The sequence below is a fragment of the Mesorhizobium sp. M0659 genome (assembly GCF_040320605.1).
GTDB lineage: Bacteria > Pseudomonadota > Alphaproteobacteria > Rhizobiales > Rhizobiaceae > Mesorhizobium.
Map to the genome: position 1 here is coordinate 54,564 of NZ_JAMYPY010000003.1, position 16,470 is coordinate 71,033.

The following is a 16,470-nucleotide window of genomic DNA, read 5'->3' on the forward strand; positions in this document are numbered from 1 at the left end:
CCGCCGCACCGAAGGCGCGGCGGCATCTCCCAAAAACCGGCTCAGGCAGCCTTGCGCTCCTCGCGCATCCAGACCTTGCAGCCCTGATCATGTCAGGCGCCTTTTCGGCGATCATGATGGACGGTGCATTGGTGTTGCCGCCGATGAGCGCCGATTCCTCCCTCGCGCCCGGCGGATATTTCCGTCCGGACAGCCAGGAGAAGGCCCGATCACAGTCTTTGTAAAGACAGGCGGAATTACCGTCGCGTCAGCTGTTGCGAACGCGCCGCCAGGAGTATTTCGGCCCCTTCGGCTCCGACGCTTCGGTCGGCTGATAGTAAAGGCCCAGCCCGCCTGTGCGGCCTTCTTCGAGGCGCTTCAGCAGAACCGGGTTGGAGATTTCGAACTCGTCGAAGCCGAGGCGCAGCATATGCGGCAGCTGGTCGACGAGCACCTGGCCCGTGGCGCGGACCGCGCCCTCGAAATGGTAGCGGCTGCGCAGCAATTCGCCCTTGGAAAACGAGCGGCCGTCGCTGAAGGCCGGGAAGGCCAGCGCCACCAGCGACAGCTGGTCGAGCAGATCCACAATCTTCTCCAGCTGGTCGCCCGGCAGCAATGCGACGCCCAGCCGCTCCTTGGCCGAGCGCCGCACTTCGGCATTGAGGCCGAGAAATGCCTGCAACGGCAGGATGAAGCGGCCATTGCCCGTCAGTGCATCCGCACTTTCGGCATGTGTCCACTCGTCCTCGCGAAAACCCGTCGGGCTCCAGAGGCGGGTCTCCGCTGTGGTCTGTTCAGTCATAGAAAATTCCTAAAGCCCTAAAAATCGAAAGTCCGCGAAAGCCGGTCCACACGAAACCGGCGGCCTCCGAGCGGAAGCCGCCGTCGCAGGCCAGCCTCACCTGAATATCACCATAGCTTAAAGGGATGCGTCGGTCAGCGACACTTCCAGTCCCGACAGATGGATGCCGCACTCGGTCTTGGCATGACCGGCCCAGCGTCCGCTTCGCGCATCCTCGCCCGGCTGCACCGGCTGCGTGCATGGGAAGCAGCCGATCGACAGATAGCCGTACGCAACCAGCGGATTTTCGCGCAGCGCATGCGCGCGCATGTAGTCAGCCTGGTCGGATGTCGTCCAGTGCGCCAGCGGATTGACGCGTACGCGCGGGCCGACCGCCTCGAACACCGGCAGCGCGGCTCGCGTCGCCGCCTGGAAGCGCTTGCGGCCGGTCAGCCAGGCCCGGAAGGGGGCGACGCCGCGCGCCAGCGGCTCGACCTTGCGCACGTCGCAGCAGGCATCGGTGTTGCTCTGGTGCAGATTGCCGGTCGGATCGACCCGCTCGAGCGCCGCGTCTTCGGGCTTGATCACCCTGATGTTGGTCAGCCCGAAATCGGCGACCAGCGCATCGCGATAGCCCAGCGTCTCTTCGAAATGCTTGCCGGTGTCCAGGAAGATGACCGGCAGCGTGCGGTCGACCTTGGCGATCATATGCAGCAGGACGGCGGAATCCGCGCCGAAGGACGACACGGCGGCGATCTCGTCACGAAACAATTCGCTCGCCGCGCGTTCGATGATGTCGAGCGGGCTCAGATGTCCATACAGCGCGTCGAAGCCCGCCGCTTTGGCGGCGATGCTGTCGTCGACGTCGACGATGCGGTCAAGCGGCCTTGGTTTCGCCAGCATAGAGCGCCTCCTTGAACGGCGCGGGACCGACACGGCGGTAGGCGTCGATAAAACGTTCACTGGGACCGAGCCGAAGGCCGAGATAGGTGTCGACGATCTGCTCGATGGCGTCCGTGATCTCTTCCGAAGAGAAGCCGCGGCCGATGATTTCGCCAACCGAGGTGTTCTCGTCGGCCGATCCGCCAAGCGTCACCTGGTAGAGTTCGGAGCCTTTCTTCTCGACGCCGAGGATACCGATATGGCCGACATGGTGATGTCCGCAGGCATTGATGCAGCCGGAAATCTTCAGCTTCAATTCGCCGATCTCGCGCTGCCGCTCCAGCGAGGCGAAGCGAAGCGAAATCTCCTGCGCGATCGGGATCGAGCGCGCTGTCGCCAGCGCGCAATAATCGAGGCCAGGGCACGCGATGATATCGCTGATCAGGTTGGAATTGGCCGTCGCGAGGCCAATGTCGACCAAAGCGTCGTAGACCGCTTTCAAATCGGCGCGCGCCACATGCGGCAGGATCAGGTTCTGCTCATGGCTGACGCGCAGTTCGTCGAACGCGTATTTCTCGGCGATGTCGGCGACCGCTTCCATCTGGCTGTCGGTGGCATCGCCCGGCACTTCGCCGATACCTTTCAGCGAAATCGTCACCGCGGCATAGTCGGGATGGCGATGCGTCACGACATTCTGGTCGAGCCAATCCGAGAAGCTTTTGGAATCCAGCCGCGCCAGCTTGATCGCCGCGTCGCCTTCCGGCCGGGCGGTCAGTGCCGGCGGCGCGAAATAGGCGTCGATGGCACGGATGTCGGCTTCCGGCAGCTTCAGCTCGGCGTCCTTCAGCTCCTGCCATTCGGCCTCGACCTGGCGGGTGATTTCCTCGACGCCGGTCTCGTGGACGAGGATCTTGATGCGCGCCTTGTACTTGTTGTCGCGGCGGCCATAGAGGTTGTACACGCGCAGGATCGCCGTGCAGTAGGACAGCAGGTCGGCTTCCGGCAGGAAGTCGCGGATCTTGCGCGCCACCATCGGCGTGCGGCCCTGGCCGCCACCGACATAGACGGCAAAGCCGAGCTCGCCGGCGGCGTTCTTCTTCAGATGCAGACCGATATCATGCGTCTGGATGGCGGCGCGGTCGCGCTCGGCCCCGGTCACCGCGATCTTGAACTTGCGCGGCAGGAACGAGAATTCCGGATGCACAGACGACCATTGCCGCAGGATCTCGGCATAGGGGCGCGGATCAGCGACCTCGTCGGCGGCGGCGCCGGCAAAGTGATCGGCGGTGACGTTGCGGATGCAATTGCCGCTGGTCTGGATGGCATGCATCTCGACGCTGGCGAGATCGGCCAGGATCGCCGGAATGTCGGACAGCGCCGGCCAGTTGAACTGGATGTTCTGGCGCGTGGTGAAGTGGCCGTAGCCCTTGTCGTATTTGCGCGCGATGTGGCCGAGCATGCGCAGTTGCGCGCTGTTCAGCGTGCCATAGGGCACCGCGATGCGCAGCATGTAGGCGTGCAGCTGCAGGTAGACGCCGTTCATCAGCCGCAGCGGCCGGAACTGATCCTCGGTGATCTCGCCGGACAGCCGGCGTTCGACCTGGTCGCTGAACTCGGCGACGCGGGCCTGGACAAAATCGTGGTCGAACTCATCGTAGCGGTACATGTTTCGTCTTTCAGGGCGCGTCCGCCCGTATTTTGTTAAGCTGCCCGCGCAGCCTGCTTGCCCAGATCTTCCCGGATGGTCGGGCCGGCGGCGCGGATCTTTTCGCGCAGCCGCACCGGCACGACGACGCCATTGACGACTTCAGCGTCGATCAGATTGACGTCGACAACCTGATTGTTGGCGTTGGCCTTGGCGCCGATTGCTTCCAGCCTGTCCTCTGCCGCTTGGTCATGGGCAAGGTCGGCATGGTCGACCGTCTCGGCCCAACCGCCATCGGCGTACCAGACGACGATGCCGTCGGAGAGGCGGTTTGCGGTCAGTATCTTCATGGCTCGACCTCTGCGTCGGCCGCGTTGGCGGCGCCCTCATAGTTATGTGCCGCAAGCGGCTCGGAACGTTCAAAGTTGGCGCCGGCAACCGCGTCGCCGATGATGGTCATCACAGGACCGGCCAGGTCGGCGCGCTCTTCCAGCGACGGCAAATCGGCCAGCGTGCCGTGGAAACGGCGGCGGTTCTGCAAGCTGGCATTCTCGACCACGGCAACCGCCGTGTCCGGCGACAGGCCGGCCTCGATCAGCCGTCCGGCGACTTCGGCGGCGACCGAGCGGCCCATATAGACGGCAACGGTGGCGCCGGAAATGGCAAGCTTGGCCCAGTCCGGCAGCGAATTGCCCTTCAGATCATGGCCGGTGGTGAACACCATCGACGAGGAGACGCCGCGCAGCGTCAGCGGCAGCTCGAAGTCGGCGGCGGCGGCAAAGGCGGCGGTGACGCCGGGGACAACATCATAGGCGATGCCGGCATCGCGCAGTGCGGCCATCTCCTCGCCGGCGCGGCCGAACACCAGCGGGTCGCCCGACTTCAGCCGCACGACGCGCTTGCCCTGCCTGCCAAGCTCGACCAGCAGCGCATTGATCTCGGCCTGGCTCTTGGTGTGGCATCCCTTGCGTTTTCCGACCGGCAGCCGCTCGGCGTCGCGGCGGCCCATGGCGACGATCGCCTCCGGCACCAGCGCGTCATAGACGATGACGTCGGCTTCCATCAAAAGCCGATGCGCGCGCAGCGTCAGAAGATCCTCAGCACCTGGCCCGGCGCCGACCAGGGCGATATGGCCCGAAGCCGGAGCCTTCGACAGCAACAGATCGGCGGCGGCGTCATTCGCCTGCGAAAGCTCGCCGGCTTCGACGGCGCGCGCCGGTGCACCCTGGAAAAAACTGCTCCAGAACTGGCGGCGGGCGTTGCCTTTCGGCAGCAGCTTTTCGGCGGCACCCCGGAACGAGGCGGCAAGCGCTGCCAGCGGCCCGAGCGACGGCGACAGCATGCGGTCGATGCGGCTGCGCAGCATCTGCGCCAGCACCGGACCGGCGCCTTCCGTGCCGATGGCGATGGCGACCGGGGCGCGGTTGACCAGCGCCGGGGTGAAGAAATCGCACAGCTCCGGCCGGTCGACGGCATTGACCGGAATGCCAAGGCGGCGCGCATCGTCGGCGACGCGGCGGTCGAGCGTCTCGTCGCCGCTGGCGGCAAACACCAGGATCGCGCCTTCGAGATGCGCGGCGTCGTAGGGGGCGTCGATACGGATGGCGCCGGTCGTGGCGATGAAGCTCAGCAATTCGGCGTCGGCAACATCCGCGATGATGCGCAGTGTCGCGCTTGACTGATCAAGCAGCCGCGCCTTGGCCAATGCTTCGCCTCCGCCGCCGACGATGGCCACGGCTTCGCCTTCGACCCGCATGAAGACCGGGAACGCGGTGAGCTTGGGATTGGCGTGCGGCATGACGAACAGATTCCGGAACAATTCGGCAGTTTTAGGCGCGGACGCGAAAAAGCTGAAGGAACCCACTCGCGCATCCCCTTGCGGGAGGCAATCGCTTTTCCGCAAGCCAAAGGGCCAAGAGAAAAATATTCCACATCCGCATACCAGGCGGATTCAAGCTGCTGCCGCAGGCCTTGTTCTGCGGCTCTTTTATCCGGCAGTCGGCCAAGCTGCAAAATTGTTTTTTCTAAATTCTACCAATTTAGTAGATTAAAGCCGTCACCTCGGACATTGCTCCGATGGACGATAGATCGGGCTCGATATGGCTGCGTGCGATCTCGGCGAACGAAGTGGAACGTTCCCGCTTCGCCACGCGTTCTGCCCCTGCCGTAACAGACAATCGTCGGCTGGATTTGAACCTTCAAACAGGAGCCCGCAAATGAGCAAGATCAACCTGAAACATGGCCTTCTGGTCATGGTGGCCGATGGCGAGAAAGCGCTGTTCCTGAAGAACGAGGGCGACAATCTCTATCCGCACCTGCAGCTCTTCCAGGAGATGAACCAGGACAATCCGGCAACGCGCGAACAAGGCAGCGACAGTCCCGGCCGCTACAATGACGGCCCCTCCGTACATCGCAGCGCAGTTGAGGAAACCGACTGGCACCGGCAGGGCAAGGAACGCTTTGCCGAAGAGATCGCGGACCGGCTCTACAAGCTCGCCCATCACGGCATCTTCGACGACATCGTGCTGGTCGCGCCACCGCTGGTGCTCGGCACCATGCGCAAGAAACTGCACAAGGAAGTCACGGACAAGGTGCAGGCGGAGATCCCAAAGACCCTGACCAACCGCCCGCTGATCGATATCGAGGCCATGCTGCAGGCGGCGTGACGCATCGATCATTCGGTATTGGCGCGCGCAGCGGTTTTGCTGCGCGCGCCTTTCGTTTTCGGTGCCTCTGGCCACCAATTTACGTCTTGCGGGTTGCGTCGCCCGCACCCCCTCCACCATATTGAAAAAGGCGGCGGCTTCGGGCGGCGCACACCCGACATTTCCCGAAAGGCGCTCCATCGACAATGCCGCATGACACGCCCCTTATCGCCACCATCGTCGCCGGTCTGGGGCTGGCATTCATCTTTGGGGCGCTCGCCAACCGTTTTCGCATCCCGCCGCTGGTCGGCTACCTCGTCGCCGGCGTACTGGTCGGACCGAACACGCCGGGTTTCGTCGCCGATGCCGGTCTTGCCAATGAGTTGGCCGAAATCGGCGTCATCCTGCTCATGTTCGGCGTCGGCCTGCATTTCTCGCTGAAGGACCTTCTCTCCGTCCGCGCCATCGCCGTACCCGGCGCCATTGTCCAGATCAGCTTTGCCACCGCGCTCGGCGCCGGCCTCGCATGGATGCTCGGCTGGTCGATGGGCGCAGGCCTCGTCTTCGGCCTGGCGCTTTCCGTCGCGTCCACAGTGGTGCTGTTGCGCGCGTTGCAGGAGCGACGGCTGATCGAGACCGAGCGCGGCCGCATCGCCGTCGGCTGGCTGATCGTCGAGGACCTCGCCATGGTGCTGGCGCTGGTGCTTTTGCCGGCGTTGGCCGGCGTGCTCGGCGGCCAGCCGCAGGTCGATGACCATGCGAGCCTTTTGTCGCTGCCGGCCAGCTACGGCATCTGGGGCGTCGTCGGCCTCACGCTGGCCAAGGTCGCCGCCTTCGTCATCGTCATGCTGGTGGTTGGCCGCCGCGTCATTCCGTGGATCCTGCATTACGTCGCCCATACCGGCTCGCGCGAACTGTTCCGGCTGGCGGTGCTGGCGATCGCGCTCGGCGTCGCCTTCGGCGCCGCCAAACTGTTCGGCGTCTCGCTGGCGCTCGGTGCCTTCTTCGCCGGCATGATCATGAGCGAATCCGAGCTCAGCCACCGCGCGGCGGAGGAATCACTGCCGCTGCGCGACGCCTTCTCGGTGCTGTTCTTCGTCTCGGTCGGCATGCTGTTCGATCCGTTCAGCCTGATGAGCAATGGCTGGCCGATCCTGGCGACGCTGGCCATCATCGTCATCGGCAAGTCGCTGGCCGCCTTCGTTATCGTCATCGCCTTCCGCTATCCGCTGGGAACCGCCTTGATGATCTCGGCCAGCCTCGCGCAGATCGGCGAGTTTTCCTTCATCCTGGCGGAGCTCGGCGTCGGGCTGAAGCTGTTGCCGCAACAGGGACGCGACCTGATCCTGGCAGGCGCCATCCTGTCGATCCTGGTCAATCCGCTGATGTTCCTCGCCCTCGACTGGATGAAGCCATGGCTGGACGCGCGCGCCGCCAAGGCAGCACCACCGGAAGAGGCCAAGCCGGTCGGCCCGGCGACGCAGCCCGGACAAGTGGCCTCGGTGGCCGCCGCGGCAAAAGAGAATGGCCCACCGCCACGCACAACGCTTTCGGGCCACACCATCCTGATCGGCTACGGCCGCGTCGGCAGCCTGGTCGGCGCGGCGCTGAAACAGGCATCGCTGCCCTTCCTGGTCATCGAGGACGCCGACAAGACGCTGGCGAGGCTCAGAGACGACGGCGTCGAAATCGTCTCCGGCAATGCGGCCAATGGGGGCGTGTTTGCCGTCGCCAATCCGCAGGGGGCCAAACGCTTGATCCTTGCCATCCCCAACGCGTTCGAGGCCGGGCAGATCGTGCTCAGGGCACGCGCCGCGAATCCCGGCATCAACGTCATAGCGAGGGCCCATTCCGATGCCGAGGTCGAGCATCTCAAAGGCCTCGGCGCCGACACCGTCATCATGGGCGAACGCGAGATCGCCCGCGGCATCGTGCAAGAAGTGCTGGAGCAAAAGCCGATGCCGCGCCCCGAAGCCATTGAGCCCTCCCCGGCCTGAGGCTTGCCACAGGCGCATCGATCATCCAACGAAGGCGGAGCCGCCATTGTGCGCGACGCTGGCGAGATACTTTGCCGGCGGCTTGCCAAGCGCCTTCTTGAACATGGTGATGAAGGCGGTGACGGAGCCATAGCCAAGATCGCCTGAAACCTGCTGCACGCTGGCACCCGAGGCCAGCTCCCTTATGGCGACGATCAGATGCAATTGCTGGCGCCAGCGGCCGAAGCTCAGTCCGGTCTGCTTCACCACAAGACGGGCGAGACATGCTTTCTGAGAGCGCGACGCGACTGGCCCACTCTGCAAGCGTGCTGCGGTCGGCAGGGTCCTGCGCCAATGCTTCCGCGATCCGCCGTAAGCGCGGCTCGGCGGAGATCGGCAGATGCAGTTGCTGGACAGGCATGCGCGGCAGTTCGGAGAGCAGGATCGTGGTCAGGAGCCCGTCCCTCGCCTCATCCTCCTCCACGCAATCGGCCAGCTCGACGATCAGTTCGCGCAGCAGCGGCGAGATCGACAGCGTGCAGCACCGGTCCGGCAGATCGGCGGCTCCCGGCTCGATATAGACGAAGAAAATCCGCGCATTGGCGGTCGCGATATTGCTGTGTTCCATGCCGCCGGGAATCCACACCCCGCAATGTGGCGGCACCATCCACAGGCCGCTCGGGACGCGGCATGTGACGCCACCGCCGAGCGCGAAGACGAGTTGGCCCTTGCGGTGCCAATGGGTCGCCACTTCCGCTTTGGTTTCGGTGACATCGACGCGAACCGCAATTGCAGGAGCGATCACATCATCGACGTCGAAATTGACCCAGGGGTAGCGGAGAGGCTGTCTCATGATTGACGGCTTTTAGCGACCATTCGCTATGATAGCTAAATTCTTTGATCCGGGATGTCGATAGGCTCTGGTTCGCGGCTGGCATTTCACAAACCGGCAGGAAGGCTTCCCATGCGCGCCCTCGTCATCTCTCCCGACAGCCCCACCGGACTGACGTTTGCCGAGGCCAACGAACCTCAACCCCTCGCCAACGAAGCGCTTGTCTGCGTCCACGCAACCTCGTTGAACCGCGGCGAACTGCGCCTGCTCACCATACGCCCAAAAGGCTGGATACCCGGCCAGGACATCGCAGGGATTGTCGAACGGGCGGCAGCCGATGGCTCCGGGCCTGCCGTCGGCGCCCGGGTTGTGGCTTTGGTCGACGAGGCCGGCTGGGCGCAACGGGTCGCCGTTCCGACCGACCGCTTCGCCGTCATCCCGGATGAGGTCAGCTTCGTTTCCGCCGCCACGCTTCCCGTGGCGGGCACGACGGCCCTAAGGGTCTTGCGCCATGGCGGCGACCTCGCGGGACAGCAGGTGTTGATCACCGGCGCCAGCGGCGCGGTCGGCCGTTTCCAGATCCAGATCGCCCGCGAGCAAGGCGCCGAGGTGACTGCAATCGCCGCCGCCCGGCACGCCGAGGATCTCCGCGGTCTTGGTGCTCACGAGGTCGTCGAGTCGATCGAACTGGCCGAAGGGCCATTCTCTCTGATCACCGAGTCGGTCGGCGGCCAAAGCCTCGCCCATGCCATCGAACGCGTCGCCCCCGGCGGCACCATCGTCATGTTCGGTTCGAGCAGCGGCGAACTCACGCCGGTTGGCTTCAGACAGTTCGTTCCGGGCCATGAGGGAGCGAGGCTTCAGACTTTCGCCTGCTACACATCCGGTCCAGCCATTGGCGCGGACATCGCCTCGCTGCTCGCTCTGGTCGCGGCTGGCCGGCTGGAAACCCGTGTGTCCATGACCGTGCCGTGGACAGACATCGCCCGGGCTCTGGACGCCCTGCGACAGCGCAGCTTCGGCGGCAAGGCTGTTCTCACCATCGCTGAATGAGCAGTCTGTCAGTGCTCAGACGTGCTGGCCGCCATTGATGTGGATTTCCGAGCCCGTCACATAGGACGCCTGCTGCGAGCACAGGAAGAAGATGATGTCGGCGACTTCCGAGGTGGCGCCAAGGCGCCTGAGTGGGATCGTCTCGACGATCTTGTCGGTGCCAGGCGACAGGATCGCGGTGTCGATCTCGCCCGGCGCAATCGCATTGACGCGGATGCCGTGCGGGCCGAAATCATGCGCCATCTCGCGCGTCAGCGAGCCGAGTGCCGCCTTCGAGGTCGCATAGGCGGTGCCGGCGAAAGGATGCACGCGCGTGCCGGCGATCGAGGTGACGTTGACGATCGAACCTTTTGCTGCCGCAAGCTCCTTGAAGAGACCACGCGCGAGCATGATCGGCGCGAAGAAATTCACCTGGAACACATCGCGCCAGACATGCATCGGCGTGTCGATCGAATCCATGCGGCTGTTGCCGTCCTTGAGCTTCGGCGAAATGCCGGCATTGTTGACCAGCGCGTGCAATTGCCCGCCATGCGCTTCCAGCCGGTGACGGATCTCCGAGACGGCGATGCCGACATCCTCCTGGTCGGCGAGATCGACCTTGATGTGGTCCTCTGGGCCGGCTGGCCACGGGCAATCCTCGGCAAAAGCCTGGCGCGAACAGGTGATGACCCGCCAGCCCTCACGCGAAAAGCGCTTGACCGTGGCATGGCCGATGCCGCGGCTGGCTCCGGTCAGCACGATGGTTTTTCTGGTGTCGGTCTCAGCCATGTCTGTCACTCCGGCCGGAGATGTAGCCGAATGCCGCAGAGGTGGCGAGAGGCCGAATTGTCACCGCAGCTCTCATATGAGGAACGGATTGCAGCTAGCCATTGGTTTGAAGCCAGAATGACGAGCCGCTCAGCCGCCGCCGAGAATATCCAGGATTGAGGTTTTCCGCTTCTTGGCCGGGCCGCCGACGCTGCCCGGCGGTACCGGGTGCTTGATCGAGGCCGTGGTGCCGCCGTCGCCCGGCATGTTGAAACCGTCGGCATCGACCGTTTCGGCCGGACGGCGGACCGGTGCTTGTGCCGGTACAGCAGCAGGTGCCGGCGCGGCAGCAGGCTCCGAACGGCTGACGGCCACGGCAGGCAACGGCGCCGCCTGATTGTTATCGACTGACGGAATATCGTCGGGCACGATGGTGTCGGGCGGCGTCGACTTCCAGGTGCCGGGCAGCGGCCGGACCGGCACACCTTCATGCGCGGCCACCATGAACTCGTGCCAGGCCTGTGCCGGCAGCGCGCCACCGGTGACCTTCTTCATCGGCGTGCCGTCATCATTGCCGAACCACACGCCGGTGGTGAGGTTTGCGGTGTAGCCGACGAACCAGGCGTCGCGCGAATTCTGGCTGGTTCCGGTCTTGCCGGCCGACGGCCAGGCGAAGGCCGCCTTCCTGGCCGTGCCGATCTCGACCGTGCCGGTCATCATCGAGTTCATCATGCCGACAATGTTCTGCTTGACGACGCGCGGCGCGCTGCCGCCATTGTCGTCATAGAGCACCTTGCCTTCGGTCGTGGTGATGCGGCGGATGAAATGGATGTCGGGCTTGTAGCCGCCATTGGCGAACGGCACATAGGCCGATGTCAGCTCCAGCGGCGTCACTTCCGAAGTGCCGAGCGCGATCGAGGTGTTGGCGATCAGATCGGATTGGATGCCCATGCGGTGCGCCGCCTCGACCACCGCGTCGGGGCCGACCTCCATGGTCAGCTGCGCCGCGACGGAATTCAGCGACTTCGCCAAAGCGGTCGCCAACGTCACCTTGCCGAAATACTTGCCGCCGTAATTGTCCGGTGTCCACTTGCCGATCTTGATCGGTGCGTCGTTGCGCACGCTGTCGGGCGTGCGGCCGGCTTCCAGCGCGGCCATATAGACGAACGGCTTGAACGCCGAGCCCGGCTGGCGGCGTGCTTCGGAGGCGCGGTCGAACTGGCTGGTCGAATAGTCGTAGCCGCCGACCATGGCGCGCACGGCGCCGGAATTGTCGATCGAGACCAGCGCGCCTTGGCTGACATTGAGCTTCTTGCCGCTCTCGTCGATCAGCCGGCGGATCGACTGTTCGGCGAGCTTCTGCAGGTTGAGGTCGACGGTGGTGTCGACGACGATGTCGCTGCGCACGTCACCAATCAAATCGGGCAATTCTTCCATGATGGTGTCGGCGACATAGTTTTCCGAGCCGGTCCAATAGGATGGCGCGCGCGTTGCCGGCGCGCTCATCGCCGAGGCCAGTTCCTTGGCGCTGATCTTGCCTTCGTCGCGCATGGCGGCCAGCACCAGTTGCGAGCGCTCCTCCGCCGCCTTCGGATCCCGCGCCGGCGACAGTCGCGACGGCGCCTTCAAGAGGCCGGCGAGAAGGGCCGCCTCCGACAGAGTGACATCGCGCGCGCTCTTGCCGAAATAGCGACGCGAGGCCGCCTCGACGCCATAGGCGCCGGAGCCGAAATAAACCCGGTTGAGGTACATTTCGAGGATCTGGTCCTTGGTATGCTTGTGCTCCAGCCAGAGCGACAGCAGCACTTCCTGCACCTTGCGCTCCAGCGTGCGGTCGGGCTTCAGGAACAGGTTCTTGGCCAGCTGCTGGGTCAGCGTCGAGCCGCCCTGCGAGAAACGCCGGCCCAGAACGTTGGTCACCATGGCGCGCGATAGGCCGATCGGGTCGATGCCGAAATGCGAATAAAAGCGGCGATCCTCGATGGCGATGACGGCTTCCGGAATGTAGGGCGACATTTCGTGCAGGCCGACCGCCTCCCCGCCACTCATGCCGCGGTTGGCAAGCAGTTGCCCGTCGACCGAGACGATCTTGATGTTGGGCGCGCGGTCGGGGATCGACCAGGTGGTGGCCGCCGGCATCTTGGCGCCATAATAGACGACAATGCCGGCCACGGCGATGCCGCCCCAGATGCAGAGCACGAAGCACCAGTAGAACATCCGCGCCATCACGCCGAACAGCCCGCGCCGGGGTTTGCCGCGCTTGCCGCGTGACGATGATTTTGCCTTGGAGGTTTTGCGCGCCGAAGATGATTTGCGATTGGCCGGCACGACCCGATCCTCCTCGTTCACCGAAAAACCGGCCGCGGATTTCGCCTTTGGCGATCCCTCGAAGCTGGGTTCGATGCGACTGTCTCTGCGGTTCGCCATGCGTTGCGCTGTCTTCCCGGTGTCAATGGCGCTCGGGTTGGAGGGTAGATGCGGCGGTTTAAGGGCGCGTTAAAGCAGGGTTTATGCACCCTTCTGAAATTCCTTAAGAATTTCTAAAATCCGCTGTCGCCAACTGGGTCCGAAAGCCGCATCCTCGCGGCCTGTCTGCCGCAAAAGGCAGAGGCCCTGGCTACCCCGAATATTTCAATTCTGCTGGATCGAAATGCCCTTGTCGTCGATCTTCAGTTCGACGCCCTTGGGCTTGGTCTGTTCGTGATAGACATATGCACCGAGCGCGATGACCACGACAACGAGCGCGCCGACAAGGAGATAGAGAGTGTTCTGTTTCACGGCGCGCTCCTTTGGCAGCAATTCCAGGAAAGCACAGGCTTTCTCCTGAGGAATTGCGTTGAATGAAACTTAGAGCGTCAAGCTCGCTTCAGAACCTTGACCAGCACCAGCAGGATGACGGCGCCGATCGTGGCGTTGATGATGGCAGCCAGAATGCCGCCGCCGATAGCGAAACCGAGCCTTGGAAATAGCCAGCCGGCGATCAGGGCGCCGATAATGCCGACGATGATGTTGCCGATGAGGCCGAAGCCGAAGCCCGAGACGATGAGGCCGGCGAGCCAGCCGGCAATGGCGCCGATTATGATGAAGATGAGAAGGCTTTCGATGCCCATGACGCGTTCCTCCAGGAAGAGAGGCTACGGAGCGGAAGGCCCCGAATCGGCCTCGATATCAACGACTTCAGGCTATGCGAAAGCAGTTGCACCCGCTAGCGGCGCTCATTGATCGTCGTCATCGTCGCTGGAGACTGGCCGCCAGCTGGTCGGGTCGACCTTTTTCTGGGTATCGCTGTCGGTGTAGACCCACCAGGCGCCGTCGCGATATTGCCCGACGGATTCGCTGACGACGCCGGCGCCGTCCTTCCACAGAACAGTGACCTTGGATCCATCCGTCGGGGCGGTCGCTATCGGTTTGCGGTCTGCCACGTCATCCCCCTCATTGAGTCGACAGAACGCCACGACGCGTGTCTGGTTGCAAGGCTGCCGGAAGCGTTATCTGAAGGCCATCAGCTGTGGGCAAAAATATCCTCTTCGTCCCAACCCATCAAATCGAGCTTGGCACGCGTCGGCAGGAAGCAGAAGCAGGCGTCGGCTTCCTTGGTGCGCCCGTCCCGCGCCAGGCGTCCAGCCAGGACCTCGCGCAGACGGTGCAGATAGAGAACGTCGGAAGCGGCATATTCGAGCTGTTCGGGCGACAGGGTCTCGGCCGCCCAGTCCGACGACTGCTGCGCCTTCGACAGGCCGACGCCAAGCAGTTCGAAGCAGATGTCCTTCAAGCCGTGCCGGTCGGTATAGGTGCGGGTCAGCCGCGAGGCGATCTTGGTGCAGAACACCGGCTCCGGCATGACGCCGAAGGCGTTGTAGAGCACGGCGAGGTCGAAACGGCCGTAGTGGAACAGTTTCGATATGCCGCGGTTGCGCAGCAGGCTGACGAGGTTCGGCGCTTTCTTCTGGCCGGGCGCGATCTGGATCACGTCGGCGGAGCCATCGCCGGGCGAAATCTGCACCACGCACAGCCGGTCGCGGTGCGGGTTCAAGCCCAGCGTCTCGGTATCGATGGCCACCGCGTCGACATTGTAGTGGGCGAGGTCGGGCAGATCGTTCTTGTGGAAGCGGATGTCGGCCATGGTTGTCTCCGGATCGCGGCGTAACTCGTCCTCGCCGCGATCCGCTGAAAAATCAACAAGAAAACTTCCCAGCCTCCTCAGCGCGTCAGCGCATCGAGAATGCGCGCCCAGGAGCGCTGGCCCTTGTGGAAGGAGGTCAGCTCGTATTTCTCGTTGGGCGAGTGGATGCGGTCGTCGTCGAGCCCGAACCCGACCAGCAGCGATTCCATGCCGAGATAGGTCTGAAAGTCGCCGACCACCGGAATGGAACCACCACCGCCCGTGGTCACAGCGGGCTTCGGCCATTCATCCGACAGCGCAGTCTTGGCCTTGGTCAGGAATGGCGAGTCGTAGGAAAGCTGAATTGCCGGCCCGCCGCCATGCGGGTGGAATTCGACCGAACAGTCCCCGGGAATGCGCGCCTCGACGAATTTCCGGAAAGCGGCGCGGATCTTCTCGGGGTCCTGCTTGTGGACGAGGCGGAAGGAGATTTTCGACGACGCTTCCGCCGCGATCACTGTCTTGAACCCCTTGCCGGTATAGCCGCCGATGATGCCGTTGAACTCGGCCGTCGGCCGCGCCCAGGTCAGTTCCATCACCGAGCGGCCTTTTTCGCCCGACGGGATCGAGAGGCCGATCGGTCCGAGGAAGGTTTCGGCGGTCTCGCCCAGAGTTTCCCATGATTTCAGGATCTGCGACGGCGTTTCCTCGACCCCGTCATAGAAGCCGGGAATGGTGATGTGGCCGTTCTCGTCATGGATGTCGGCGAGGATTTTCGCCAGGATGCGGATCGGGTTGGCGGCGGCGCCGCCATAGAGGCCCGAATGCAGGTCGCGATCGGCGGCCTTGACGGTGACCTCCTCGCCGACCATTCCGCGCAGCGAAACGCAGATCGACGGCGTCTCGCGGTCCCACATGCCGGTGTCGCAGACCAGCGCGAAATCGGCCTTGAGCTCATCGGCATTGGCCTCGAGGAACGGCTTGAGCGACGGCGAACCGGACTCCTCCTCGCCCTCGAACAGGATGGTGATGCGGCAGGGCAGATTGCCATGCACCTGCTTCCAGGCGCGGCAGGCCTCGACGAAGGTCATCAGCTGCCCCTTGTCGTCGGCCGAGCCACGGCCGGTGATTACCTTGTGACCGGGCTCGATCTCCTTGACCGCCGGCGCAAACGGGTCGTTCTCCCAAAGCTCGATCGGATCGACCGGCTGCACGTCGTAATGGCCGTAAAACAGCACATGCGGCGAGCCGGCGGGGCCTTCATGGTGCGCAACCACCATCGGGTGTCCCGGCGTGTCGCGCACCGAAGCGTCGAAGCCGATCAGCTTGAGGTCCGCCACCAGCCATTCGGCGGCCTTGCGGCAGTCGGCGGCATAGTCGGAATCGGTCGAGATCGACTTGATGCGAAGCAGGCCGAACAGGCGCTCCAGGCTATGGTCGAGATTTTTATCGAGACGGTCTAGGACGGAGGAAATAGTGGACATTACTGCGGGCCTTTCTTTTCGGTGCCGGACCGTAAAGGCAGCGCATCAAAACGAAAAGCCCGCGATCGTTGGACCACGGACCGTAAACACTTGTCAGAAGGCAAAAAAGAACCGCCGTGGTGGAGGGGAACCACGGCGGTCTTTTACTCGAAACGATGCGGCAGCCCGGAGAGGGGGGATAGGCTGCCGCAATTGTCCGGGATAGGCGGGGGACGGGCCTTGCTCCGGACTCGGCGAAAACTGCCGATGACCTTTATTTGTGTCTCGGATCGTGGCGTTTCAAGGGCACAAAAATTACACTTTTGTAACATAGCCGTGAGCGCCGAGGCAAACAGCAGCAGGGC

Annotated in this window: 15 protein-coding genes and 1 pseudogene; 3 read left to right on the forward strand and 13 right to left on the reverse strand. The window is 63.8% G+C overall.

Annotation, left to right across the window (positions count from 1 at the left end; genetic code table 11):
• Positions 1–247 precede the first annotated feature (247 nt).
• The 5 genes from NKI31_RS05765 to cysG form a co-directional block, all read right to left on the reverse strand.
• A complete protein-coding gene (locus tag NKI31_RS05765; protein ID WP_352650791.1) occupies positions 248–781 on the reverse strand; it encodes a DUF934 domain-containing protein in 534 nt (177 codons plus the stop codon).
• Positions 782–898: 117 nt separating this feature from the next.
• Positions 899–1,663: a phosphoadenylyl-sulfate reductase gene (locus NKI31_RS05770; protein WP_023833677.1), complete on the reverse strand. Its 765-nt coding sequence runs from the start codon at positions 1,661–1,663 to the stop codon at positions 899–901.
• Positions 1,638–3,308 carry a nitrite/sulfite reductase gene (locus NKI31_RS05775; protein ID WP_023683051.1) on the reverse strand — a complete coding sequence of 557 codons (1,671 nt, stop codon included), beginning with the start codon at positions 3,306–3,308 and terminating at the stop codon, positions 1,638–1,640. The genes NKI31_RS05770 and NKI31_RS05775 overlap by 26 nt, the downstream gene beginning before the upstream one ends.
• 35 nt (positions 3,309–3,343) lie before the next feature.
• Positions 3,344–3,637, reverse strand: a complete 294-nt coding sequence (locus NKI31_RS05780; RefSeq protein WP_352521584.1) for a DUF2849 domain-containing protein — start codon at positions 3,635–3,637, stop codon at positions 3,344–3,346.
• Positions 3,634–5,085 (reverse strand): siroheme synthase CysG, encoded by a 1,452-nt coding sequence (cysG, locus tag NKI31_RS05785; protein WP_352650793.1) that lies wholly within the window; start codon positions 5,083–5,085, stop codon positions 3,634–3,636. The genes NKI31_RS05780 and cysG overlap by 4 nt, the downstream gene beginning before the upstream one ends.
• 418 nt (positions 5,086–5,503) lie before the next feature.
• On the opposite strand from cysG, the gene NKI31_RS05790 reads away from it, so the two are divergent.
• Positions 5,504–5,953 carry a baeRF12 domain-containing protein gene (locus NKI31_RS05790; protein ID WP_023704214.1) on the forward strand — a complete coding sequence of 150 codons (450 nt, stop codon included), beginning with the start codon at positions 5,504–5,506 and terminating at the stop codon, positions 5,951–5,953.
• A 185-nt stretch (positions 5,954–6,138) separates the two neighbouring features.
• Positions 6,139–7,929, forward strand: coding sequence for a cation:proton antiporter domain-containing protein (locus NKI31_RS05795; protein WP_023747036.1), 1,791 nt, complete (start codon positions 6,139–6,141; stop codon positions 7,927–7,929).
• A gap of 21 nt (positions 7,930–7,950) precedes the next feature.
• Here NKI31_RS05795 and NKI31_RS05800 read toward each other — a convergent pair.
• A pseudogene (locus NKI31_RS05800) lies at positions 7,951–8,761 on the reverse strand (AraC family transcriptional regulator).
• 111 nt (positions 8,762–8,872) lie between these two features.
• Here NKI31_RS05800 and NKI31_RS05805 point away from each other — a divergent pair.
• Positions 8,873–9,793, forward strand: a complete 921-nt coding sequence (locus tag NKI31_RS05805; protein WP_352650795.1) for a zinc-binding dehydrogenase — start codon at positions 8,873–8,875, stop codon at positions 9,791–9,793.
• 15 nt (positions 9,794–9,808) lie between these two features.
• Here NKI31_RS05805 and NKI31_RS05810 read toward each other — a convergent pair whose 3' ends face one another.
• The 7 genes from NKI31_RS05810 to NKI31_RS05840 all read right to left on the reverse strand — a co-directional run bounded on the left by NKI31_RS05810 (position 9,809) and on the right by NKI31_RS05840 (position 16,126).
• Positions 9,809–10,561: an SDR family NAD(P)-dependent oxidoreductase gene (locus NKI31_RS05810; RefSeq protein WP_023669777.1), complete on the reverse strand. Its 753-nt coding sequence runs from the start codon at positions 10,559–10,561 to the stop codon at positions 9,809–9,811.
• 129 nt (positions 10,562–10,690) lie between these two features.
• Positions 10,691–12,967, reverse strand: a complete 2,277-nt coding sequence (locus NKI31_RS05815; RefSeq protein ID WP_352650797.1) for a transglycosylase domain-containing protein — start codon at positions 12,965–12,967, stop codon at positions 10,691–10,693.
• Positions 12,968–13,171: 204 nt separating this feature from the next.
• Positions 13,172–13,318 (reverse strand): hypothetical protein, encoded by a 147-nt coding sequence (locus NKI31_RS05820; RefSeq protein ID WP_023686592.1) that lies wholly within the window; start codon positions 13,316–13,318, stop codon positions 13,172–13,174.
• A 77-nt stretch (positions 13,319–13,395) separates the two neighbouring features.
• Entirely contained in the window at positions 13,396–13,650 is a 255-nt protein-coding gene (locus NKI31_RS05825) for a GlsB/YeaQ/YmgE family stress response membrane protein (RefSeq protein ID WP_023704219.1), read from the reverse strand.
• A gap of 105 nt (positions 13,651–13,755) precedes the next feature.
• Positions 13,756–13,962, reverse strand: coding sequence for a hypothetical protein (locus NKI31_RS05830; RefSeq protein ID WP_023683046.1), 207 nt, complete (start codon positions 13,960–13,962; stop codon positions 13,756–13,758).
• 80 nt (positions 13,963–14,042) lie between these two features.
• Entirely contained in the window at positions 14,043–14,663 is a 621-nt protein-coding gene (locus tag NKI31_RS05835) for a ribonuclease D (RefSeq protein WP_023835012.1), read from the reverse strand.
• A gap of 77 nt (positions 14,664–14,740) precedes the next feature.
• Entirely contained in the window at positions 14,741–16,126 is a 1,386-nt protein-coding gene (locus NKI31_RS05840) for a M20/M25/M40 family metallo-hydrolase (RefSeq protein ID WP_023835013.1), read from the reverse strand.
• Positions 16,127–16,470: the final 344 nt, after the last annotated feature.